The organism is Planococcus beijingensis, from assembly GCF_016820615.1.
GTDB classification, from domain to species: Bacteria; Bacillota; Bacilli; order Bacillales_A; family Planococcaceae; genus Planococcus; species Planococcus notacanthi.
In genome coordinates this window covers 51,953-76,078 of record NZ_JADHDZ010000001.1, presented here as the reverse complement: position 1 = coordinate 76,078, position 24,126 = coordinate 51,953, and the positions used below count along the sequence as shown (strand labels likewise).

Sequence of the window (24,126 nt, the reverse complement as noted above, 5' to 3'; positions counted from 1 at the left end):
TCTCCCTTCAAAATTTAGTGTCCACGAAAATCAGCCTTTCGCTTTTCAGTAAACGCTTTGACACCCTCTTGCATATCCTGTGTTTCAGCAAGTTCTGAAAACAATAGCGTCTCCAGATCCTGGCCTGCGGCTAAACTTAATTCCAATCCTTCATCAATTGCTCTTTTAGCATTCGCGACTGCCAACGGCGCCTTCAATGCTATTGACTTTGCCAACTTTACAGCGCTCTCAAACGCTTGCCCCTGCGGCACCAATTTTTCCACCAAGCCTGCTTCGTAAGCTTCTGTGCCCGATAAAAGTTCACCTGATAAAATCAGTTCTTTTGCTTTTCCGGCACCGACAAGGCGCGCCAAACGTTGTGTGCCACCGTACCCTGGTAAAATACCAAGTCCGGTTTCCGGCAGACCTAATTTTGAATTTTCTTCAGCAATCCGGATATCACAGGCAAGCACCAATTCCAGCCCTGCTCCTAAAACCAAGCCATGTACTGCACAAACAACCGGTTTTCCGCCTGCCAGCTTATCAAATATCTTTTTTCCTTTTTCCACCAGTTCTATGCCGCTGTCTTTCGTCAAACTCGGAAATTGACGAATGTCAGCGCCGGCCGCAAAGGCTTTTTCTCCAGCTGCCCGAAGCACGATCGCCCGAATTTCTTGATCCTGATCGATTTCAATAATAGCTTCGTTCAACTGGTTCAGCAATTCGTCTGTCAGCACATTCAAAGGCGGATTGTTCAAAGTCAGCACTGCCACCATCTCCTGGCGCTCGAGCTCAATCACTGTCCACTGTTCTTTCTGCACTGGCCTTCCTCCTCATATTCTTTTAGTGGGTACTTTTTGATGGTCGTTTACAATTTTTCCGTCAGTAAACAACGGGACCACGTCCACTGTTTCGTAATGCCTTAGCACAAATTCCACTGAGTCTGTAAAGTTGAAGCGTTTTAATAAATGCGCTGTTTCACATTCATATAACTCCTTGAATGAATTTTCCTGTGCATGAAGATAAGCCTCTCTTGCCAGTTTCGAGGAATCGGATAATTCGTAACTTCCTTTGCGCAACAGGTGTTCCACAATTTGTCCCGCTCCAATGAAGTCTTCCATTGAAAAACGGTCATCATTTCCTGAACAGACCAGAACAATAGACGAACCATCTTGCTGCAGATTGATTCGCTCTGCAATCACGTGCCCATTCACAAGGGATGAAATAAAAAGCACATTTGCCTTGCTCGCCTTTTCAATGGCGATGGTTCCATTCGTGGAACAGATGATGGCCGCCTGCTTAGCATCGCTTAGCTTGATCAGGCAAGGATCAGGATATTGAAACCCGTGGATGGATTCCCCTTTAGTTTCTCCAAGAAGAATATGGGGTTCGCTATGTTGTTTGGACAACTCTATCGCCTGGGTACTGTCCTTCACTGCATAAATCGGTTCGAAATTATTTTCGAGCAAAAAAGCAATCGTCGAAGTCGCAAGAAGAACATCGATGACCACGGCAGTACAGCCTTTTAGCTTTTCTTCTGCCACCGCTTCTTTTTGGGTAATGACATGGATTTTCCTCATCTCGATCAATTCCTTTGAATTTATATCTTGTTAATGGGTTGATATGACTGTAAGTCATCATATTTTTCACGGATGGATGTTTTTGTTTAAGCCAACATCTTCAAAAAATATTCAGCATAAATATCTTCTACCTTTTCTTTCTTGAACTTTCCTTCTGGCGAATACCAGACCTGTACCCAGTTCGTAGCTCCTAGTATAATCATGCGCGCCATCTTTTTATCGGAAACCGTAAATTCTCCCCGTTTCACGCCTTCAGCTATGATCTTGTCGAAAATCCGTGCATATTGATCACGTTTTTCAATAATTTCTTCGATATTGTCCTCCGAAAAAAGTTGTTCTGGCTTTACGATCAGGTTAAAAACCTCTTTTTCCCGTATCGCAATGTCCAGATGCGTTTTAATCGCTTTTTTCATTTTGTCCATAGAAGATAATTCCTCTTGATAGATCGCTTCCATCTGTTCCATGGCTGCCGACAAAATCAAGTCATGGCAACTGTATAGAATTTCCTCTTTATTTTTGAAGTAATAATAGAGGGCACCTTTGGTCATCAGCAATTCAGCTGCAATGTCTTCCATGGTTGCGTTCTGATAGCCATTCCGTGATATAACCAAACTCGCAGAACGAAGAATATCTTCTTTTTTCTTGGCCACTTTTCGTTCCCGGAGACTCATGACACCACCTCATTCTTTCAGTATCAAAGCAGTTCTTCAGGCTTTGCTTCGGTTTCAATCATTACCATAGAAGGCTTTTTGACTAAAATATTCTTAATTAAAATAAAGACATTTTCAATCACGATCATGGCAAAAGCGATAGGAATCAGAAAGAATAGCGGATACAGTGGATACAAGGTTCCAGCAGCGGGAAACGCGGTCTTGCGTTCAAGGCCACTCATGGCATATTCCCAGCTGAATTGTACAATCAGCACGAGAACAAACAACTCAAGCAGCAACATGAAGAAAATCAGAATTCGTTGTGCTGTGGCATTCAGTTTTTCCAAGATCAAATCCATCTTCGGCAACACGCCTGACGCATAGACGTAGGCAAGCCCCGGAAAGACGACCAAAGGCATCATGTAATTCTGGATAATCTCAAAGCCTCCGCGTATCGAGCTCGAAAAGAAGGTTCTCATGGCAACGTCATACACAATCAACAGCATCATCACCAGCACACTGATGCCACTGATCCAGATTCCTGCCAGTTTAATGTAATGAAATATTTTATAAGCTTTCCATACACCGTTCATTCAAATCCACTCCCTTCAATCGCTTACATGGAATTCGGCAGCCACGTGGCAAGCCCTGGAAACGCAATCATCAAACCGCAGACGATGACCATAGCGACGATTGCAAAGACCATGGCAATGCGGAATATTGATCCTGAACTGATTCCACTGACACCGGCAACTGCATAGACACTCAAACCGACAGGCGGAGTAATTAAGCCAATCGTGCAGATAACAGCGACGAAGACACCGAACCAGAGAATATCGACTTGCAATTCTTGAATGATGGGCAGGATTACTGGAATTGACATCAAAATGACAGCAGCACCTTCTATAAACATGAACATGATGAACAGCACAACTGAAATAGCAACCAGCACCAATACCGGTGTATCCATAATTGGTTCGATCAATTCAATCAAGCGCCTCGGCAACAGCGATAAAGAAACAAAGCGTCCAAAAATTTGCGCACCGATCATGATGATCATGACCATTCCTGTCAGTTTTACAGTTTCAACAACCGAGGTTTTGAAAAACTGGAAATTGACTTTCCCCAGAACCAATGCCGCAAGCAAACCGACAAAAGCACCCACAGCTCCCGCCTCAGTCGGCGTAAAGATACCCGAATAGATGCCGCCGAATATGACGAGGACGATGATGACAGCAATTACGCTTACAACAATCAAACGGATAGCAGATAGTTTCTCCGGCAACGGTGCATCTTTGATTTCCGGTTCCTCAATTTGTGTGTGCTTTTTTCTGTCCATTTGGAAGTAAACCAGCATCACCAGGATAAAAACAACCATGGTCAATATCCCTGGAATAAAAGCACCCACAAAAAGACTGCCTACAGGCGTCTCAGTCGCTACTCCATAAAGGATCAGAATTATACTCGGCGGTATAATTCCAGATAAAGAGCCCCCTGATGCTGCAATGGCTCCAGCAAGCGGTGCACTGTAACCGTGCTTGCGCAGTTCCGGAATTGCCACTTGCCCCAATGAAGCCGAGGTTGCCGTTCCTGAGCCTGAAACTGCCCCCAGCATGCCTCCAATAATCAAAGTCAAAACACCAAGCAAACTGTTTTTCCCTTTAGAAACCTTATGGACCATATAAAAAATGTCCTGGACCAAACCGGACTGAAGAATAAACTGAGCCATCAATACAAATAGGGGGATGGTCGTTAACGTATAACTGGCCACCCGGTTAAAGGGTTCATTTCCAAGCAGCCCCGGAAGAATTCCAAAGCCTTCCAATAAGATTAAGCCGATTATTCCACTGGCAAGGAGTACTGAATGTATATACAATCCCGTTACCAACAGGATTATCATCATTACCAGAATAATTCCTATGACCAATAAGTTATCCATTTCAAGACCTCCTTGCATCAAATTATAAAAAGAAAAAGGAATGGCTTTTGGATAATAAGCTATTCCTTTTTCCTAAACGGCTATTCCAGATTCATAATGGCTTCTGGCACTTCACCGCCTTCTTCAATTAGAAGATCTCTCCACATCTTAACCAGGTCATTTCCTGGCATGCCGTTATCTTCAAGCAATTTTGCATAGTCTGTCCATGTTTCTTCAATCCCTTGGTTAAAGTGGTCTTGGACTGCTGGATCCAGGTCCGCAAAATCCACGAATTTTCCGCCATTCGCTTCATTTTCAGGAATGATTTCTTCTGAACGGGTAATCCACTCCTGCGCACCAGGCTCAAAAATCTCTTCGTTTGCCTGCGTCATCGCTTCCTGGACATTGTCAGGCATTTCGTCCCATTTCTCCTGGCTCATTCCAATAAATGCATTGAAATGCCCGAAATTGATGCCCGTCAACGTGTACCGGAACAAATCTTGGAAGCCATAGCCTGTCCAATCGGCAATGCTGTAAAATGCACCTTCAAATGTACCTCTGCTCAAAGAATCGTAAATTTCCACAGCCGGCATCGTTACACTGTTGATGCCCGTCTTTGCAGCATACATTTCATGGATACGGGACGGCGTGCGAAGCGAAGTGCCTTCTACATCACTGACTGCATTAAACTCATGGCCAGTTGTGGAAATTGAGTATTCTTGTGTAGTGGAAATCGGGAATACTTTGAAATCACCAAATTGCATTTCGGTGTAGGTCTGGCCATCTGCCAGTTCCTCTTCACTTTCGAGAAGTTTTTTCCATGCATTTGAAGCAATCAGTGTATCCGAATGGTTCAGCGGCAACATTGTCACTTCCGCCATCGGGAATTGATCCGGCTGATAAATCGGCAGGACGATCGCAACGTCCACTGTACCTGTTTCCAACGCTTCCGCTTCATCCGGAACTGCTACCAGTTCTCCACCGGTGAACGATTCAAATTGGACTTGGCCTTCAGTGAGCTCTTCCACTCGTTCCATCCATGGCACCATTGAAGCTTCCCACCAAGCATGCTGGGCACTGAGTCCGGTAGCCGCACGCAGCGTAATTGTTTCACCTTCTGATGAAGAGCCACCCGAATCCCCACCGCCCCCACATCCTGACAATAAAAGCACTAAACCGAGACCCGCTGCTGAAAAGCGAAATTTGTTTGATTTCATCTTTTTCCCTCCATCCGTTTAATGTAGTGATTGTGAAGACCTTTTTGCATCCACTTACAAAAGACCAATCCTATTTCCCATTAAATTGAAGAAAACTTTTTCTGAAATGGCTTCTTGAGGTTTCCATATCTGCAGCAATTTTTTGTTCTTTGTCCAGACTCTGTGGTCGATATTCCTCATGGTTTTACGACGAGTTTCCCATAAGTTTTGCGGTCACCTAATAAGTCCAAAGCATCCGGAACCTGTTCAAATGGATATTCTTCATAGATCATCGGCTGAATAGCGCCTTTTTCATACAAAGCCATTAATTCATGATGGGCTTTCATTACTTCTTCCGGATACAAATTGCGGAATAGGCCGAAATGTACGCCTACGACAGAATAATTTTTTATCAATGCGTGATTGGTCGGCGCATCCGCAATTCGGCCGCCTGCAAAGCCAATGACCAGTAAACGCCCTTCAAAGGCGATGCATTTTCTGGATCGGTCAAAGGTGTCACCGCCTACAGGATCAAAGATGACATTGGCACCTTTTCCTCCCGTGGCTTCTTTAACAATGGCAACAAAATCTTCCGTCCGGTAATTGATGACCTGATCGGCGCCAAGTTCTTTGCAAACGGCTGTCTTTTCATCACTGCCGGCTGTCGCGATAACAGTAGCTCCTGCTGCTTTTCCAAGCTGGATTGCTGCAGAACCCACGCCGCCTGAACCCGCATGCACCAGTAATGTCTCCCCTTTTTGAAGGCGTGCTGTCCGGTGCAATGCGAAGTATGCCGTCTGATATGTGATGAATAAAGAAGCGGCTTCACTGTAAGACAGCGAATCGGGTATCGGAAATATGCCTTCTTGCTTCACAACCACCCATTCGGCAAGGCCGCCACTCGGCAATTGAGGAGTAGCTAAAACACGCTGTCCGAGTTGGATATCTACTCCATCTCCTCCTTTTTCAATAACCCCTGCTATTTCAGCACCCGGTGTAAACGGCAAATCCGGCTTTTCCTGATACTTCCCTTGGCATTGGAGAATATCAAAAAAATTCAAGGCAGCTGCTTCCACTTTCACGAGCACTTCGCCGGCTTTTGGTTCCGGATTCGGAAGCTCTGCAAGTTCAAGTGCTTCCTGTGGATCTCCTATACGGACAACGGTCCAAGCCTTCATCTGCAAACCCCTCCTTTATTTTACATTTGAACTTTCTTTGAGTTGTTCGCGCAGTTCAAGGCGCCCGACGTCCCGCAAATGGACTTGATCGGGACCATCAACTAAACGAAGTGTGCGTGCATTGGCATAATGTGCGGCAAGCGGGAAATCTTCCGTTAAGCCGGCTCCTCCAAATACTTGCATGGCACGATCGATGACATTCAACGAAACGCGCGGTGCGGCAATCTTGATCATGGCAATTTCTTTACGCGCTGCCTTAGCGCCTTCCATATCAATCTTATGGGCCGCATGCAAGGTCAACAGACGCGCCTGTTCGATTTCGATTCGGCTTTCAGCAATGATTTCTCTGATAACGTCCTTTTCCGCTAAAGTTGATCCAAATGCTTCTCTGCTGTCAGCGCGTTTGCATAACAGCTCCAGTGCCCGCTCAGCTGCTCCGATGGCACGCATGCAATGATGGATGCGCCCCGGCCCAAGACGTCCTTGTGCGATTTCAAATCCACGCCCTTCACCCAGCAGCATATTCGATGCCGGTACACGGACATTGGTGTAATGGACTTCAGCATGGCCTTGCGGTGCATCGTCATAGCCGAAGACTGTCAACGGACGGATAATTTCCACTCCCGGTAGATCAAAAGGTACGAGAATCATCGACTGTTGCTGATGCTTGGCTGCATTCGGATCTGTTTTCCCCATGACAATGGCAATTTTACAGCGAGGATCCATGGCGCCGGTAGTCCACCATTTTTTCGCATTGATGACATATTCATCGCCGTCACGAACGATGCTGCTCTGGATGTTGGTGGCATCGGAAGAAGCGACAGCCGGTTCGGTCATTGAGAAGCAAGAACGGATTTCTCCGCGCAGCAAAGGCTCCAGCCATTGTTTTTTCTGTTCTTCCGTTCCATATTTGACGAAGACCTCCATATTGCCGGTATCCGGTGCATTGCAATTGAACAGTTCCGGCGCAATCAGGGAACGGCCCATAATTTCGCATAGATGTGAGTAATCATAATTGGACAGCCCCGCTCCGTATTCGGGATGGTCTAAGAATAAATTCCATAAGCCCTGTTCTTTTGCTTTTTCTTTGAGCTCTTCGATAATCGGTGGAATTGTCCAGCGGTCTTCTGCTTCCTGCAGATACTTTTCGACAGTCGCTTCGTTCGGATACACATAATCATCCATGAATTTCAGTAATTTCCCTCGTAGTTCTTCAGCTTTCGGTGATAATTCTTTAAGCATTTGTTTTTCCCCCTATGGTTTTTAATGTATTTTTTAAAATTTTGCCGGAAGCATTTCTCGGCAGGCTATCAATCAATTCAAATTCCTCTGGCACCTTGAATTTCGCCAATGATTTTCGGCAATGTTCCTTTAAAGCACTGAAATCTTCGGCATCCAATTTAGGACCCACCACAAACGCTTTCACTTTTTCCCCGAAAACCGGGTCCGGCTCACCGATGACAGCAGCTTCTACTACATCAGGATGAGCTTTCAAGACATCTTCCACTTCAATCGAGAATATTTTCTCGCCTGCGCGGTTGATCATGTCTTTTTTGCGGTCACGGATATAGATAAAGCCGTCTTCGTCCTGAATCCCTAAATCGCCGGAATGCCAGTAACCATCTGTGAAACTGCTTTGATTGGCTGTCGGGTTATCCCAGTATTCCTTGATGATCATCGGCCCTTTGATATAAAGCTCACCGGATTCGCCAGTCGGACATTCTTTTCCTTCCGCATCAACGATTTTGATATCGCCCACTTCCACTGGAAGGCCGACTGACGTCACTTTGGAATCGGGATAATCCAATGGCATTAAAGTTGCAGGAGAAGTGGTTTCTGTCGCCCCATAGGCATTGTGCAACTGCGCATTCGGAAATGCTTTTTTCAGCATCGCAAAGGTTTGCTGATAGATCGGCGAACCCCCAAAAGCCACTTTCTTCACAAAGTCAAACGAGTGTTTTTGAAATTCTTCACTGGTGGACATCATGATGAAAATGGTCGGTACATTAAAAAGGAAATTGATTTTGTGTTCAAGTATGCGGTTGATGTATTCTTCGTTCTGATAGCGCCGCATACTGTAAACTGTCCCTCCGACATAGAACATATGCAGCAATTGGCCGACCAGTCCAGTTACATGGAACATCGGCACCGCAATAAGGGTTTTAAATGTATCATCGGTTGCAAAAACTGATTTATAATTCATCAAACTGTGGACGACATTGATATGTGTCAGCACCGCACCCTTGGGCCGTCCGGTAGTTCCGGATGTATACAAGATGAAAACGCCGTCTTCTTCGCCCACATCCGTTTGTCGATAAGGTCCACCTTTCACCAACAGTTGTTCATATGAATTCTGGCCATCGATAACGAAGATGTTTTCCAGGGACACCGCAGCGGCGCCTTGGTTTGCTTTTTCTACCTTATGAAAAAACTCTACTTCACTGATGATTATGCTCGGCTTAGAATGACCAAAGATATACTGCAGCTCTTCCTCTGCTAATTTGACATTGATCGGAACCATGATCGCTCCAATTTTTGCGCATGCGAGGACCAACAGAGGAAATTCAGCACGATTGCCGACGACAACTGCAACACGATCCCCTTTTGCAATTCCGCGGTTTTGAAGGTTAGCCGCGATTGCATCTGATTGATCTTCTAATTCCCGATAACTTAGAGATTGATCTTCGGTGACGACGGCGAGCTTATCTCCTTGAAGCTCGCTGCTTCTCTGAATAATTTCTCCAATGGTTTTCGGACGTTTTTTAAATACCTTCACATTTTCACGGCCAAATAGACTTATCTCCTGAATTTCCATAAAACGCCTCCTTTCTTTACCCCGAAATGAAAGCCCTTACATAAAGAGTCAAAAAATAAATAGTCAGAATTATTATACTTTCGCTTCAAAGTTAGTATAATCGTTCTCTTTTTGAATTACAAGTCAAATTTATAATTATCAGAATACTTTCCATAAAAAAGAGACGCTTTGAGTTCATCAAAGCGCCTCTTGGTTTTATTCGCCTAAGTCCACATTGTGATAGACCTGCTGTACATCTTCCAGATCCTCAATCGCATCAATCATTTTCTCGAATTGCTCTTGCGCATCTGCCGGCAACGGCAATTCATTCTGTGCGAGCATTGTCAATTCCGCTACTGTAAATTCAGTAATGCCGGCACTTTTAAATGCTTCCTGCACCATATGGAATTGATCCGGCTCCGCGTACACGATTACGCCGTCTTCTTCTTCCATGATGTCACGTACGTCGATGTCCGCCTCCATCATCAGCTCAAGCACTTCGTCAGCTGTCTTGCCTTCGATGCCGAATACCGCCGTATGTTCAAACATGTAGGCAACAGATCCGCTGACGCCCATGTTGCCGCCATTTTTTCCGAACGCTGCACGGACATCCGAAGCTGTGCGGTTGACGTTATTGGTCAAGGTATCCACGATCACCATAGAACCATTTGGACCGAAACCTTCGTAACGCAATTCATCGTAACTTTCTTCAGATCCGCCCTTGGCTTTTTCGACTGCCCGGTCAATAATCGCTCTTGGAATGCTGTAAGTCTTCGCGCGTTCCAACACCACTTTCAATGCCTGGTTCGATTCTGGATCCGGTTCGCCTTGTTTGGCAGCTACATATATTTCACGCCCGAATTTTGCGTAGATTCGGCTTGTGTTGGCATCTTTAGATGCTTTCTTCTCTTTGATATTATTCCATTTGCGTCCCATTAAATTTCCTTCTCTCTGTAAAGTTTCCTTCGAACTGATATTCACTATGTACTATTATAGTACAAATCTTTTAGATGTAACGTATTTTGCAGTCAAAAATCATAGTTTTCATCTAATCAGATGCTTTGATTTAAAGACAAGGAACGTGTACGGTTTAATTGTGAGAATAGTTCAAATCCAGAAGGAGGAATTCATTATGGCAGAAAGTAAAGTTCTGATCATCACTGGCGGCGCGAGCGGAATCGGCCGCCATGCAGCTTACCAACTGGCAAAAGAAGGCTACGCCATCGTAGTAGCCGATTTCAACGAAGAAGGTGCAAATGACACAGTGTCCCATATTGAATCAAAAAATGGCAAAGCGGCAGCGTTTAAAGTGGATGTATCAAAAGCCGAGCAAGTGGAAGCAATGGTGAATTTTGCTGTTGAGAAATTCGGCACATTGAATGGCATTTTCAATAATGCCGGCATCGGACTGGTCAAGCCCTTGCTTGAAATGGATCCCGCATCCTACCACAAAGTGATTGATGTCGATCAGCATAGCGTTTACTACGGAATCTATTACGGCGCGAAAAAAATGGTCGAACTTGGCACACCTGGAACGATCGTCAACACCGCCTCGATTTATGGATCGATGGCCGCTAAAGGCAGCTTCAACTACAACGCAGCCAAAGCCGCAGTCGTCATGATGTCGAAATCGGGCGCACTGGAACTTGCCGAGCATGGCATTCGCGTAGTCGGCGTCGCACCTGGCTTTATCGACACGCCGATCCTTGGAGACGACCCGGAAATGAAAAAAGCTTTATCGGCTCTCCATATGCACAACAAACTTATCCAACCCGAAAAAGTGGCCAATGTCGTCAAGTTCCTGTTCTCTGAAGAAGCGGCAGCCATCAACGGCTCTACTGTCGCAGTGGACGATGGTTTCTTAAGCTTCAAATAAAAATAGCGGTGCTGTTGTTTTTCAGCTTGCCGAAAATGTCTACAAGTGTCCATTTTGCTTCAGGCTTGTTCGTTCCACGAGCAAATTTTTTCGGAATGAGTGAGGAACTCTTTTTATTTCTTTGAAAGCCCTCTTTGCCGGCCTAGCAAAGGGGGCTTATTTGTTTTCAGCTCTTAGGGAGGGGGTGCTTCATATAGATTTGTGGGCGCTCGCGGGCGTATAGACCGATTTGTGGACGTTCCACAGTAATTTGCAGTCTTCCATCCATGAAAAAACAGTGCTGCCCTTTAAGGCAGCACCGCTTCTTTTATACTTTATCCGTCCGATGGTATTCAGAAATCTGGATGACCCGGACATTCCCTGTATTCAATTCGTGGTAGATTCCGCGGCTGTCATGGAAAGAAACGTACTGATCGCGTTCGCTTTGCACCAGTTTTTCTGCTTTCTCCTGTGATTCCACATGAATAAAACGGCGAATATAATGCTCTTCATCAAAAAAATAAGTTACTTTAAACTCTTTCATCAGAATCCTCTCCTTATGAGTGATAGGAAGCTTTTTGATGGAAGTAATTTGGTTTGACCAAGTTGTTCTTATAAGGCTTATGGAAAATATGGGTGGTGGCCGGAGACATTGGCGGAATCAGCCATGCCCAGTTGCCGGTGACGTCCCGTCCTTCCATTTCTTCTTTTTTCTCGAAATTCTTGAACTGCTTAGCTGCTGTATGATGGTCGACGATGGTCACCCCTGCTTCCTGGAAGGATTCCAGAACAGCGATATTCAATTCGACTAACGCTTTGTCTTTCCATAAAGAGCGATTCGTTTGGGTATTCAACCCCATCAGTTCCGCTACTGCAGGCAGAAAATTATAACGGTCTTCATCCGCCAAGTTTCTGGCGCCGATTTCAGTTCCCATGTACCAGCCGTTAAAAGGGGCCATCTTGTATTCAATCCCGCCAATTTCCAGTAACATATCTGAAATAATAGGAATCCCATACCATTTGATGCCGAGCTCTGAAAACGCCGGAATTTCAGGATGACCGATTTCGACTTCGATAATCGATTGCTTTGGCACATCTTTTAGAAAAGGCGCTTTGCCTGGAACCTCGATGACCAAAGGCAAAATATCGAAAGCTGTTCCAGCTCCCTTCCACCCAATATCCTGGCATCGCTTAGTAAGTTCCACTGAACTTGAATCACCGATGACACCATCCGCAGTTTCGTAACCGGCATAGCGGATCAATTGATGATTCCACAAACGCAATGAATCTTCATTTTCTTTTGCAGCGCGGAACACCGTGATAGCCGGACGGATTTTCCCGTCGTTTGCAGCAAAGTCGATATGCTGTATCAGAGCATTAAAAATCCCTTCAGCTGTTGTTTGATGCCGCTCATCAAATACCGTCAGTGAATTCCAGAACAAACGGCCAATACAGCGGTTATTATTGCGCCAGGCTATGCGTGCTCCATGCTCCAATTCCTCAAAGCTGTGGGTGTAGGTTCCTGTCCGTTCAATTTCCGTTTTGATTTCAAGCAGTCTCTCGGCTTTCTGGTCTTGGCATTTTCCCAATTCATCGTAACAAATCCCTATAAACTCAGTGGCTTCTTCCAGTAAAAGCATCGTCGAATTGCTTAGCGTCATTGTATTCACTCCTTGCCCATATCATATCACCTGCCCCTTGTTCTTTTCAGTGACAGAACTCTGAACTCCCTATGTTTTTGTCCTTTTTTCCAGTACACTAGAGCAAAGTAAAGATATTGTCAGGAGGAGCACATACCGATGGTCAAAGCGATTTTTTTTGATTTAGATGATACTTTGTTATGGGATAAGAAAAGTGTTGAAACAGCATTCCAGGAAACGTGCCGATTAGCTGAAGAATTAACCGGCCAGGACTGTTCCGGCTTGGAAGAAGCGGTAAGAGCTGCGGCAACTGAACTCTATGCAGGATATAATACATACGACTTCACCAAAATGATCGGCATTAACCCTTTCGAAGGCTTATGGGGCACTTTCGATGATGAAGGATCTGATTTCCAGCAGATGAAAGCCATTGTTCCGGCTTACCGCCGGGAATCTTGGACTGCCGGCTTGAAAAAAATCGGCATCGACAATCCAGATATCGGCAGCCAGCTTGCTGAGTACTTCCCGGAAGCACGCAAAAGAAACCCTATCCTTTACGAGGAAAGTTTAAAAGTATTGGAAGATTTAAAAGGCCGTTATGAATTGTTGTTGTTGACCAACGGATCTCCAAGCCTGCAGCAGATTAAACTGAAAATCACACCGGAAATAGCTCCTTTCTTTGACCACATCATCATCTCGGGCGCGTTCGGAAAAGGCAAACCAGATCCCGACATCTTCCATCATGCCTTATCAAAATTCGGCCTTTCCGCCGATGAAGTGCTGATGGTCGGAGATAACCTCATGACCGACATCATCGGTGCTGAAAAAGCCGGTATTCGCTCAGTTTGGATTAACCGTGAAGAGAAAGCTCCACATGAATCCATCATCCCGACATACGAAATTCAGCATTTGGAAGAACTACTTCAGTTATTGGAACAAATACAACCCTAAAAAAAGGCCCTCTAAGCGAGGGCCTTTTTTCTGTCATTTATAGATTGATGGGAGTGACTCCCTGGATTTCTTCCAGTTTCGCTAATTGCTCCAGGCTGCCTGCTTCGGCGGGTCTATCGATTGACAGCATCATAATCGCATCTCCACCAGCATTTGAGCGTCCAACCTGCATTGTGGCAATGTTGACATTTTCCTGTCCAAGCAAGGTTCCAACACGCCCGATAACTCCCGGGCGGTCATTGTGTCGCACAAACAGCAAATGTCCCTCTGGCACAACATCTACCAGATAATCATCCACTTTAACGATGCGCGCACCTTGTCCGTTCATCAAAGTTCCGGCTGCTTTTCTTGTTCCTTTTGCTGTTTTCACTTCCACAGTAATCAGGCTCGTAAACCCTTTCGCTTCGGTAGTCTTTTGCTCATTGACCACAATCCCTTTTTGATTGGCGATGTACATAGCATTAACGTCATTCACTTGTTTGCCAAGATGACGCTTCAGCAGGCCCTTCAGCATATTGCGTGTTAATGGCCCGACTTCCATATTGGCCAAGTCCCCCGCGTAGCGGATATTGACTTCTTCTGCAGCCACACCTGACAAATCTGTCAAAAATGCACCTAAACGCTCTGACAAATCAAAGTAAGGCTCGATTTTCTTCATGATTTCTTTTGGCACAGATGGCAAGTTGACTGAGTTGCGGACAGTTCCAGTCGTGAAATAGCTGACAACGTCCATGCTGACATCCACTGCTACGCTTTCCTGGGCTTCAAATGTGCTGGCACCTAAGTGAGGCGTTGCAATAACTTCCGGCAAATCCAACAGACGGAAATCAACCATCGGCTCCTGTTCAAAAACGTCAAGGGCTGCTCCTGCAACTTTCCCTGATTTTACTGCGTCGTAAAGCGCATTTTCATCAATGATTCCACCTCGTGCACAGTTGATGATCTGAACGCCATCTTTCATGATTTCGAATGCTTCTTTATTGATCAAGTGCTTGGTTTCTTTCAATAAAGGTGTATGGACAGTGACAAAATCCGCCACTTTCAAGACATCTTCCACCGATCCGAAATCCACGCCCAGTTTATCTGCTTTTTCGGCAGTCAGGAACGGATCATAGGCAATGACGTTCATGCGCTGCCCTTTGGCACGCGCCGCCACTTCCTGTCCAATCCGGCCAAAACCGACGACTCCGAGGGTCTTGTTTTTCAACTCGACTCCTACATATGATTTGCGGTCCCAGTTTTGATTGCGCAGTGCATGGAATGCTTGTGGAATTTTTCGCGCCATTGACATCAGCATCGCCATCGTATGCTCGGCAGCAGAATTCGTGTTGCCGTCGGGGGCATTGACAACGATAATGCCGTGTTCGGTTGCAGCTTCCAAGTCGATATTATCGACGCCGACACCGGCGCGTCCAATAATCTTCAAGTTCGATGCCTTTTCAATCAATTCCCGTGTCACTTGCGTTTGGCTTCTCACCAGCAGGGCATCAAAGCCTTCAATGCGCTCTCCTAATTGTTCAGGGGTCAAATCGGTCTCCATGACAATGTTTACGCCATTTGCCTGGCGCAACGGATAAATCCCTTCTTCGCTGAGTGGATCACTGATCAATACATGAAAAGTCATTTAGTTTCCTTCCCTTCTGTTAAAAAGACTTGCTGTGCAGCGGCAATTCCTTTGCCAAGTTCAATCTTTTTTCCTGCTTTAACCAATCCGATTTCCATTGCAGCAATTGCCTGCAGCATATCTGCTGGTGAGCAATAGCCCATATGGCCAATGCGGAATATAGCTTTCGCTAAATGCTGTTGGCCGCCCGCCACTTCCAAAGCGAACTCATTTTTCATTATTTTACGGAATTCTTCAGAATCAAAATCCTCAGGTTTTACAGCTGTGACTGTTGGCGATGCATCTTTATCAGAAGCCAGCAATGGGATGTCCAATGCTTTAAAAGCGGCCCGTGTCATTTTCATCATCAGATGATGCCTTGCGTATACTTGCTCCAGCCCTTCTTCTTCCAGCAGCTCAAGCACTTGCTGCAATCCGAATAGAATGGATAATGCCGGAGTGAATGGTGTTGTATCTTTTAAAATATTGTCTCTGTGTTTTTTGAGGTCCAGATAAAAGCGCGGTTGAGGATTGGCTTTGATTTTCTTCCAAGCGCGTTCGCTGGCTGCTATAAATGAAAGGCCCGCAGGAAGCATAAATGCTTTTTGTGATCCGGTGACCACTACATCGATGCCCCATTTGTCCATCTCCGTAGCAGTTCCTGCCACACAAGAAACGCCGTCGACAATCACCAGTGCATCCGATACCTCTTTAATGGCAGCTGCCAATTCTTTGATTGGATTCAACACGCCGGTAGATGTTTCGCAGAAAGTCGAAAAGACCACCTTGATTTCAGGATGTTCCACAAGGAAGTTTTTGACTGCCTCCGGATCAACAGCAAGGCCCCATTCGACATCGAAAACATGGGTCTGAATGCCATATGCTTTACAAATTTTCGCAAAACGTTCGCCGAATGCGCCAGTTACGAGAACCAGAACTTCTTCACCCGGAGCAACTGTATTGACCACGGCTGTTTCCAGTCCCGCCGTACCACTTCCTGTTAATATCATGACTTCCTGCTTGGTTCCAAACACACGCTGCAATTTTGGTCTGATGTCACTGATCATTTCAGAGGTGCTTTGTCCGCGGTGTCCGATCATCGGCTGTGTCATAGCGCGTTGCACGCTCGGTGGAATTGGAGTTGGTCCTGGGATTCTTAAAATTTGTTGGTCTGTCAGCATAATGAGTTCATTCCCCTCTCGATTTCCCCGCTTTTGCGGGCAATGTGTGTATAAAGACGACAAAAAAGACTCTCCGCCCTTACATAAAGATGCAAGGGGCGAAGAGTCTTCCATTTCGCGGTACCACCCTAATTCACTGTCATCAAACTGACAGCCTCATTGGTTCACATGCTTAACGGACATGAAGCGGAAAGGCCTACTGAAAGTTCAGCCCATCTATTCAGAAGTGCTGCCAAACACCGAAACCACTGATTCTCACCAACCATCAGCTCTCTTAAGATCTCCCTGTGCAAAGCGTATCTTCATCAAAATAGTTAATCTGTATTCTTGAATTGATTCCATCATATACAGCCTCAAAATCGTTGTCAATATATAAAAAATATTTAGACTTTTTTGCAAGCGTTTCCATTCTTTATAAACGTTGAAGCCCCGCGGCTCTAAGGAAATCTAAAAATATTTTCATAATTCACGGAAGTGTTTCAATTCTGTCTTGCTGATGGATAAGAAGATATTTTTGTTATAATGATTGTGAATTTATTTCAAAGGAGGAATTGGCATGGCAATTGACTCTTCTGTTAGTAACTACTTATCAAGCAACAGGAACCGCTTTGAATCAATCAGCAAATATGTTTGGGAGCATCCTGAGACGCGTTATGAAGAATTCGAGTCCGCCGCTTTCTTAGCGGATGAACTTGAGAAAGAGGGTTTTTCAGTAGAACGCGGAGTCGCTGGCATCAAAACCGCATTTGTAGCAACCTACGGAGAAGGAAAGCCGGTCATCGGATTCCTGGGTGAATTCGACGCCCTCTCCGGCCTCAGCCAAAAAGCCGGCTCGCTTCAGAAGGAACCTCTGGAACCAGGCGGCATCGGCCACGGTTGCGGACACAACCTGCTCGGTACGGGTTCACTGGCCGCGGCATATGCTGTCAAAGCTTATTTAACTGAAAATAAAATCAGTGGAACTGTGAAGTTTTACGGCTGTCCCGCCGAAGAAGGCGGCTCCGGCAAAACATTTATGGTCCGTGAAGGTGTCTTCGATGGCCTGGACATCGCTTTGACATGGCACCCTTCCTATAGCAATTCCATCATGAGCTTATCGAGCCTCGCCAATTATCAAGTCTATTTCCGCTTCAAAGGAGTGGCTTCACATGCAGCAAATTCGCCGCATCTGGGACGAAGTGCATTGGATGCGGTAGAGTTGATGAATGTCGGTGTCAATTACCTGCGCGAACACGTTGTCCAAGAAGCGAGGATGCATTACGCCATTACCAACAGCGGCGGCTTTTCACCAAATGTTGTCCAGTCGGAAGCGGAGGTTCTGTATTTGATCCGGGCACCGAAAGTGGCGCATGTCGATGAAATCTACAAACGCATCTGTAAAATCGCGGAAGGTGCTGCATTAATGACCGAAACCGATATGACGATTGTCTTCGATAAAGCCTGCTCCAACTACGATCCGAACCGGACATTGGAAGCGATTCTAAATAAGAAATTGCAGGAAGCCGGAGCTGTCCAACCTACCGAAGAAGAAAAGGAATTTGCTGCAGGAATCTGGCAAACTTTATCAGAGGGAGAAAAAAATAATTTTCTCGCCGGCATGAAAACGTTCGGCTACAGCGGAGACGGCAGTGAGTTCGAAGGCAAATATCTTGCGGATGTAATTTCCGAGTATATCCCTTCCGATGAGGTTATGGCAGGGTCCACCGATGTTTCGGATGTCAGCTGGGTTGTTCCTACCGCTCAAATAACAACGGCTACATCAGCTATCGGGACGCCTCTTCACACCTGGCAGATGGTGACGCAAGGCATCAGTTCATTTGCACATAGCGGCATGCTGCTGTCCTCTGAAGCTATGGCGAATACCGCCATCCATTTGTTCAACAATCCTGAAGACCTTCAGGCGATCAAAGCCGAACACGAAGCGAAGCGTGCCAAAGAGCCTTATGCCTGTCCGATTCCGGAAGGCGTTCAACCTTCCGCCTTAAAATAATAGAAAAAAGACGAGAGAGTTTCTCTCGTCTTTTTCTATGGATTGCTTAACTTCAGTACCGAACGATACAATACGTCTACGGCTGCAAGCATCGAAGTTTCATCAAAATCAAACCGTTCATTATGATGCCCTGCTGCCAAATCACTGCCGACGATGCAATACGTCGCTAATCCTCCATGCGCTTTTACGTGTTCCATGTAATAAGTGGCATCTTCAGACCCAGCCGAATCGGTGGACCAATCGATCGTTTTAGTGAAGTAAGGTGAGCTCTGGGCAATTTCATGCAAAGCTTCAACCAGTTCTTTGCTCGGAATGCTGCTTTTGGCTTCACCCACCACTTCTGTAGTGACTTCGACTCCATACATGGCTGCAGCTCCCTCGAGAACTGCGAATGCCTGAGTCCGGATGTAGTCATTAATTTCTGAGGTTTCCCCGCGGGTCTCAATTTTCATACGCGCTGATGCCGGGATGATATTGCGTCCAGATCCGGCATTCAGCACACCGACATTGATTCGGGAAGCTCCAGCAGAATGACGAGGGATTCCGTGCAGTCCGAGGACCGCAGAAGAGGCAGCCATTAATGCGTTGCGCCCTTCTTCCGGCTTGCCTCCGGCATGGGAAGCCATTCCTTTAAACTCCACATCGATTTTGGTAGTAGCCAAAAAACCAGCATTGCCTGCTACAAACTCACCTGTCGGCACACCCGTCCCAAGATGCATGGCGATGAAGACGTCGACGTCGTCAATGGCCCCTGCCGCTACCAGTGATTTCGCTCCTCGCGTCCCCTCTTCTGCCGGCTGAAAAATCAGTTTGATCGTTCCTGCCAGCTTTTCTTTATTGTCCATCAAGGTTTCAGCAAATCCAAGCCCAATTGACGTATGGCCATCATGCGCACAGGCATGCATCTTGTCTGCATTGACCGATTGGAAGCCCTGGTCGAATGGAATATGCCCTTCCGCCAGTTCCTCTTGAATATCCAGTGCGTCCATGTCAAAACGATAGCCCAAAACGGGCCCCGGCTTTCCGGTTTCAAGGAGAGCGACTATTCCGGTCATCCCGTCCTTGAAGTTCGGCAGCCATTCCAGGTCAGCTCCATTCTGCTCTGCCCATTTGTAATGCGCATCCAGCATTTCCTGGTTTGGCACACCCATCCGCTGATCCGCCTTCATGACATCTCCGGCCATCTGCAACTGATACCCCAGCCCTGCTAAACGGCTGGCAACAAGTGAAGCTGTGCGCATTTCCAAAAACCCGGATTCTGCATGCTTATGCAAATCGCGGCGCCACTTGACCATTTCCTGTTGAAGCCGCTCGTCGATTAATTTTTCTGTCACTTGTGGTCCTCCTCAAGTTGATATCTTTTTATAGATAAGGGGTGATTCCAGGTCCATATTGCAGTCCTGTAAAGAAGAAAATCAGGAACATGATAATCCAAACAACAAGAAAAGATAGAGTATAGGGAATCATCAAAGAAATTAAGGTTCCCATTCCGGCTTTTTTGTCGTATTCCCTAACAAATGACAAGACCACAATAAAATATGGATTTAAAGGTGTCACGATATTTGTGGAAGAATCCCCGATCCGGTAAGCCATCTGGGTAAATGCCGGATGATAGCCGAGCTGCATAAATAACGGAACAAAGACCGGCGCTTCCAACGCCCACTTAGCAGATCCCGAAGAAATCAGGAAATTCAGCATCGACGTGAAAAGGATATATCCGATAATCAGATAGATTCCAGTAAAATTGATTTGCGTCAATAGTTCAGCTCCATTTACTGCGACCCATGTTCCAATATTCGTCCACGTAAAGTAAGCGATAAACTGGGACGCCGCAAAAATCAGTACAATGAACCCTGACATGTCTTTAATGGATTCACCCATAAAACTGACTGCATCACGCGAGGTTTTTATGACACCCGTCGTTTTGCCATAAGCAACCCCCAACACTAAAAACAGCCCTAGAATAAACGGGACAATCCCGGTTAGGAATGGGGACGGAATCAATCCGCCTTCTTCATTGCGTAAAGTTGAATCTGGCCAAGCAATCAACACGACTATAAGCACAATATATGCAAACGCAGCTAATCCAGCATTGCGCAATCCCTTATTCGCTTTCGGATTTTCTTCAGCACTGACATCAATTATTTTATCGCCTTCGTATTTACCGAGTTTCGGTTCTATAATTTTTTCTGTCACTAAAGCTGCAACAACTGTCAGTACGAAAACGGAAACGATATTGAAGTACCAGTTGTCTGCAGGTGTGACGATGATTTGATCATTAAGGATGGCAGCGGCTTCTGTTGAAATCCCTGATAGCAATGCATCCGTCCCTACAATCAGCAAGTTTGCGGTAAACCCAGCTCCAGCACTTGCAAATCCGACAGCAAGTCCGGCAAGAGGATGACGGCCGATTTTGTAGAAGACCATTGCCGCCAAAGGTGGAATTAAAATTTGAGCTGCATCAGAAGCTATATTCCCCATGATTCCAACAAATGCAATGGCGTAAGTCACCAAAGCCGGCGGCGCTTTTAGAATGGTTTTTCGAATGACGATTTCCAGCAATCCTACTTTTTCCGCCAACCCAATTCCAAGCATAATCGCCAACACAGTTCCCAATGGCGCAAACCCTGTAAAATTCTCCAGCATAGAAGTCACTATATACTGAAGCCCTAATCCGGATAATAAGTTTTGGATCGCCAGGGTCTCCCCGGTTCCTGGATGGACAACTGAAGCATCAAATAAACTGAAGATAAATGACGCAATAATTACAGCGATCGCTAAGTATACAAAAATCATAAATGGATCGGGCAGCTTATTCCCCAGCTTTTCAATAGCATTTAGAAAACGGATAAAGATTCCCTTCTGTTCCCCATTCTGTTCCGGCTTTTTCATAATACGCCTCCTCATCCCCTGAAATCTTAACTTTTAAAATATTATAGTCAAACACACTGTGAATAATCAAGGAATTCTGACAATAAAACACATATCATATTGTGCTTTAGGTGTTTTACTCTATTCGCCTTTTAGCTTATTCAAAGCATCTACTGTCACTTTTGTCATCGTTTCGATTCCAACTTCTAAAGCAGATTCGTCAAAGAAAAATTCCGGATCGTGCAAAGGTTTAGGCGATTCTTCTCCTGCTTTCGAACATCCCAGCCAATAGAATGCACCGGGGATTTTCTCCAGGAAACGGGAAAAATCCTCACCTGCCATAGATGGATCGACTTCCGGTAAAGCGTCTTCTCCTAGTAGACCACTAGCACTTTCACGCACTAACTCTGACCATTCAGGAGTGTTTATGGTAGCTCCATAACCCTCTGCATAGTCAAAATCAATTTTCACTTCATAAGCAATCTCAAAACCTTTCACTAAATTTTCCAGACGCCGTTTTACGGTATCTTTAGCTTTTTTGCTGTAGGTACGAACAGTTCCTTTCAGCATGACCTGATCAGCTATGACGTTATAGCGATAGCCCCCTTCGATTGTCCCGATGGTGATCACAGCAGATTCCAATGGATTCACATTTCGGCTGACAACAGATTGAAGAGCCGAGATGAATTCGGCAGTCACTACTATTGCATCTTTTCCCTGATGCGGCATGCTGGCATGCCCTCCCGCGCCTTTGATTGTGAAAGATAACTTATCAGAGGCGCCCATCATTTCCTTTTCGCGCACTCCAATCTGTCCGACAGCTAAATCTGGCCATACGTGTTGGCCAAAAATGACGTCTGGCTGAAATTCATCAAAAACGCCATCTTCCATCATCGGCCTTGCCCCACCGATGGGCGATGACTCTTCATTCGGCTGAAAAACGAGCAGCACGCGACCAGGCAGCTGCTCCTTCATTTTTTGCAGCTTAAAGGCTGTTCCTAAGAGCATTGACGTATGCGCATCATGACCGCAAGCATGCATCTTGCCATCCACTTTCGATTTAAATTCAACAGCGGTTTTCTCCAGAATCGGCAGTGCATCAATATCCGCACGCAAGGCCACAGTTCCACCTTCTTCGTTGCCTTCGATAATGCCCAGTACACCCGTTTTTGCAAAACCGGTTTTAAAAGGAATTCCTGCCTTTTGCAGCTCTTCTTGTATCCGCTTAGAAGTTTCCCATTCTTCTCCACCCAGTTCCGGGTTTTGATGCAGAGCTCTTCTGATTTCCTTTACTTGGTCGATTAATGCCATCGCTTTTCATCCTCTCTGTTTTATTGACTCATTTTGAGAATAGCACAGTTGAAAAAAGCTTTGAACAATATTCTGAATTTAATGATTACTGTGATACTATTGGTGGATAAGCTCAGATGAAAGGATGAGTATCAATGAAAATTAATATAAACCGATTGATGTCAGCCATCGAGTCTTACGCTACTTATGGACAAGTCGAAGGCTGTGGGGTAACTCGGCCCAGTTTTTCAAAAGCTGATTATCAAGTACGGAATCTTTTCATTCAGGAACTCAAGGATTTGGGCATGACCGTCACGGTGGACGCCATCGCTAATATTTGGGGAACTTTGCCCGGGACCGGTGAGAAAGAAAAGCCGATAGTAATGGGCTCCCATTTGGACACTGTCCCAAATGGCGGAAAATACGACGGAGCTCTTGGCGTTTTGGTCGCCAAGGAAATTATAGAGACTTTAAGAGAATACGAAGTCACATTGGCTCATCCACTGCAAATCGTCTCCTTTACCGCTGAAGAAGCCAATGAATTTAATTTTTCAACTATGGGAAGCCGCACTTTGAGCAGAAGGCTCCACGCTGAAGAATTGCGGGGTGCATCGGATAAAACAGGAACAACCTTGGAGGCCGCAGTCAAAAAAGCCGGCGGCGACCTTTCCAAGATCGATGCCGGCCAACAGAATGCAATGGCCGCCTATTTCGAATTGCATATCGAACAAGGCAGCAAGTTGGAAAACCAAAATTTATCCGTCGGGATCGTCGATAGTATTGTCGGAATCTACCGCGACCTAGTTACAGTTGAAGGACAGCAGAATCATTCCGGCACCACCGTCATGAAAAACCGGAAAGATGCACTTGTGGCTGCTGGTGAAATGGTGGCAGAAGTACAGAAGCTGGCGATTGCTCTCGACAGCGATACAGTCGCCACAATAGGAAAATTTGAAGTCTTTCCGAACGCCGCTAATATTATTCCAGGACGTGTGGACTTCACGTTGGAAGTGCGCTCTGCCGATAAAACGGAACGCGATGCGTTAATCCGGCGCATCCATGACTCGTTTCATTCAATTCAAGAAAAACATGAGGTCAATCTGACTATTGTAAACAGCTACAATATGCAGGAATGCGACTTCGACAAAGAACTTATCAACTTTTTAGAAGAAGCCGCGACGGAAATGGGGATTCCTTATGCCGTGTTGCCAAGCATGGCAGGACATGATGCTATGAATTTGGCGGCAATGACCAAGTCTGTCATGGTCTTCGTTAAAAGCATAAACGGAATCAGCCACAGTCCACAGGAATTTAGCCTTCCCGAAGACATCGAGAAAAGCGCAAATGTCCTCTTGAACGCTTTGCTGAAAGCCGATCAAACCTTATAAAAGTTCAGTAATCAATAGTTTCCTGCAAAAAAAACGTTTATCAGTTCATTGAACTGATAAAC

The 24,126-nt window shown here is 45.6% G+C and carries 21 protein-coding genes and 1 other annotated feature; of the genes, 4 read left to right on the top strand and 17 right to left on the bottom strand.

Going from position 1 to position 24,126, the window contains the following annotated elements; translation table 11 throughout:
- Window positions 1–14 precede the first annotated feature (14 nt).
- From IRE19_RS00420 to IRE19_RS00375, 10 genes are all read right to left on the bottom strand, one after another.
- Window positions 15–800 carry an enoyl-CoA hydratase/isomerase family protein gene (locus IRE19_RS00420; protein ID WP_349291241.1) on the bottom strand — a complete coding sequence of 262 codons (786 nt, stop codon included), beginning with the start codon at window positions 798–800 and terminating at the stop codon, window positions 15–17.
- Window positions 801–812: 12 nt separating this feature from the next.
- Window positions 813–1,559 carry a 2-phosphosulfolactate phosphatase gene (locus IRE19_RS00415; RefSeq protein ID WP_203338913.1) on the bottom strand — a complete coding sequence of 249 codons (747 nt, stop codon included), beginning with the start codon at window positions 1,557–1,559 and terminating at the stop codon, window positions 813–815.
- An 86-nt stretch (window positions 1,560–1,645) separates the two neighbouring features.
- Window positions 1,646–2,230 carry a TetR/AcrR family transcriptional regulator gene (locus IRE19_RS00410; protein WP_203338912.1) on the bottom strand — a complete coding sequence of 195 codons (585 nt, stop codon included), beginning with the start codon at window positions 2,228–2,230 and terminating at the stop codon, window positions 1,646–1,648.
- 23 nt (window positions 2,231–2,253) lie between these two features.
- Window positions 2,254–2,802: a TRAP transporter small permease gene (locus IRE19_RS00405; RefSeq protein ID WP_203338911.1), complete on the bottom strand. Its 549-nt coding sequence runs from the start codon at window positions 2,800–2,802 to the stop codon at window positions 2,254–2,256.
- A 23-nt stretch (window positions 2,803–2,825) separates the two neighbouring features.
- Window positions 2,826–4,148 carry a TRAP transporter large permease gene (locus tag IRE19_RS00400; protein ID WP_203338910.1) on the bottom strand — a complete coding sequence of 441 codons (1,323 nt, stop codon included), beginning with the start codon at window positions 4,146–4,148 and terminating at the stop codon, window positions 2,826–2,828.
- A gap of 80 nt (window positions 4,149–4,228) precedes the next feature.
- A complete protein-coding gene (gene dctP, locus IRE19_RS00395) occupies window positions 4,229–5,344 on the bottom strand; it encodes a TRAP transporter substrate-binding protein DctP (RefSeq protein ID WP_203338909.1) in 1,116 nt (371 codons plus the stop codon).
- Between the two features lie 176 nt (window positions 5,345–5,520).
- Window positions 5,521–6,501 (bottom strand): NADPH:quinone oxidoreductase family protein, encoded by a 981-nt coding sequence (locus IRE19_RS00390; RefSeq protein ID WP_203338908.1) that lies wholly within the window; start codon window positions 6,499–6,501, stop codon window positions 5,521–5,523.
- Between the two features lie 15 nt (window positions 6,502–6,516).
- On the bottom strand, window positions 6,517–7,743 hold the full coding sequence (locus IRE19_RS00385; protein WP_203338907.1) for an acyl-CoA dehydrogenase family protein: 1,227 nt from the start codon (window positions 7,741–7,743) through the stop codon (window positions 6,517–6,519).
- Entirely contained in the window at window positions 7,736–9,316 is a 1,581-nt protein-coding gene (locus tag IRE19_RS00380) for a class I adenylate-forming enzyme family protein (RefSeq protein WP_203338906.1), read from the bottom strand. The genes IRE19_RS00385 and IRE19_RS00380 overlap by 8 nt, the downstream gene beginning before the upstream one ends.
- 195 nt (window positions 9,317–9,511) lie before the next feature.
- Window positions 9,512–10,231, bottom strand: coding sequence for a YebC/PmpR family DNA-binding transcriptional regulator (locus IRE19_RS00375; protein ID WP_203338905.1), 720 nt, complete (start codon window positions 10,229–10,231; stop codon window positions 9,512–9,514).
- A 196-nt stretch (window positions 10,232–10,427) separates the two neighbouring features.
- Between IRE19_RS00375 and IRE19_RS00370 the strand changes: the two genes are divergently transcribed.
- Entirely contained in the window at window positions 10,428–11,171 is a 744-nt protein-coding gene (locus IRE19_RS00370; protein WP_203338904.1) for an SDR family NAD(P)-dependent oxidoreductase, read from the top strand.
- 307 nt (window positions 11,172–11,478) lie between these two features.
- On the opposite strand, the gene IRE19_RS00365 is transcribed toward IRE19_RS00370, so the two are convergent.
- Window positions 11,479–11,694 carry a hypothetical protein gene (locus IRE19_RS00365; RefSeq protein ID WP_203338903.1) on the bottom strand — a complete coding sequence of 72 codons (216 nt, stop codon included), beginning with the start codon at window positions 11,692–11,694 and terminating at the stop codon, window positions 11,479–11,481.
- Between the two features lie 13 nt (window positions 11,695–11,707).
- Window positions 11,708–12,811 carry a nitric oxide synthase oxygenase gene (locus tag IRE19_RS00360; protein WP_203338902.1) on the bottom strand — a complete coding sequence of 368 codons (1,104 nt, stop codon included), beginning with the start codon at window positions 12,809–12,811 and terminating at the stop codon, window positions 11,708–11,710.
- Window positions 12,812–12,949: 138 nt separating this feature from the next.
- Between IRE19_RS00360 and IRE19_RS00355 the strand changes: the two genes are divergently transcribed.
- Window positions 12,950–13,741 (top strand): HAD family hydrolase, encoded by a 792-nt coding sequence (locus IRE19_RS00355; RefSeq protein ID WP_203338901.1) that lies wholly within the window; start codon window positions 12,950–12,952, stop codon window positions 13,739–13,741.
- A gap of 37 nt (window positions 13,742–13,778) precedes the next feature.
- Here the strand turns inward: IRE19_RS00355 and serA are convergent, their stop codons facing one another.
- On the bottom strand, window positions 13,779–15,365 hold the full coding sequence (serA, locus tag IRE19_RS00350; protein ID WP_203338900.1) for a phosphoglycerate dehydrogenase: 1,587 nt from the start codon (window positions 15,363–15,365) through the stop codon (window positions 13,779–13,781).
- Complete coding sequence (locus IRE19_RS00345; protein ID WP_203338899.1) at window positions 15,362–16,525, bottom strand: pyridoxal-phosphate-dependent aminotransferase family protein; 1,164 nt, start codon at window positions 16,523–16,525, stop codon at window positions 15,362–15,364. The genes serA and IRE19_RS00345 overlap by 4 nt, the downstream gene beginning before the upstream one ends.
- A 91-nt stretch (window positions 16,526–16,616) precedes the next feature.
- Window positions 16,617–16,843 (bottom strand) — a binding site (T-box leader).
- Window positions 16,844–17,081: 238 nt separating this feature from the next.
- On the opposite strand from IRE19_RS00345, the gene IRE19_RS00340 reads away from it, so the two are divergent.
- Complete coding sequence (locus IRE19_RS00340) at window positions 17,082–18,515, top strand: M20 family metallopeptidase (RefSeq protein ID WP_203338898.1); 1,434 nt, start codon at window positions 17,082–17,084, stop codon at window positions 18,513–18,515.
- A gap of 35 nt (window positions 18,516–18,550) precedes the next feature.
- Here the strand turns inward: IRE19_RS00340 and IRE19_RS00335 are convergent, their stop codons facing one another.
- The 3 genes from IRE19_RS00335 to IRE19_RS00325 form a co-directional block, all read right to left on the bottom strand.
- Complete coding sequence (locus IRE19_RS00335; protein ID WP_349291240.1) at window positions 18,551–19,849, bottom strand: amidohydrolase; 1,299 nt, start codon at window positions 19,847–19,849, stop codon at window positions 18,551–18,553.
- 28 nt (window positions 19,850–19,877) lie between these two features.
- Window positions 19,878–21,407, bottom strand: a complete 1,530-nt coding sequence (locus IRE19_RS00330) for an AbgT family transporter (protein WP_238943022.1) — start codon at window positions 21,405–21,407, stop codon at window positions 19,878–19,880.
- A 120-nt stretch (window positions 21,408–21,527) separates the two neighbouring features.
- Window positions 21,528–22,697, bottom strand: a complete 1,170-nt coding sequence (locus IRE19_RS00325; RefSeq protein WP_203338896.1) for a M20 metallopeptidase family protein — start codon at window positions 22,695–22,697, stop codon at window positions 21,528–21,530.
- 134 nt (window positions 22,698–22,831) lie between these two features.
- Here IRE19_RS00325 and IRE19_RS00320 point away from each other — a divergent pair, with 134 nt between their 5' ends.
- Window positions 22,832–24,064: a Zn-dependent hydrolase gene (locus tag IRE19_RS00320; protein ID WP_203338895.1), complete on the top strand. Its 1,233-nt coding sequence runs from the start codon at window positions 22,832–22,834 to the stop codon at window positions 24,062–24,064.
- Window positions 24,065–24,126 lie beyond the last annotated feature (62 nt).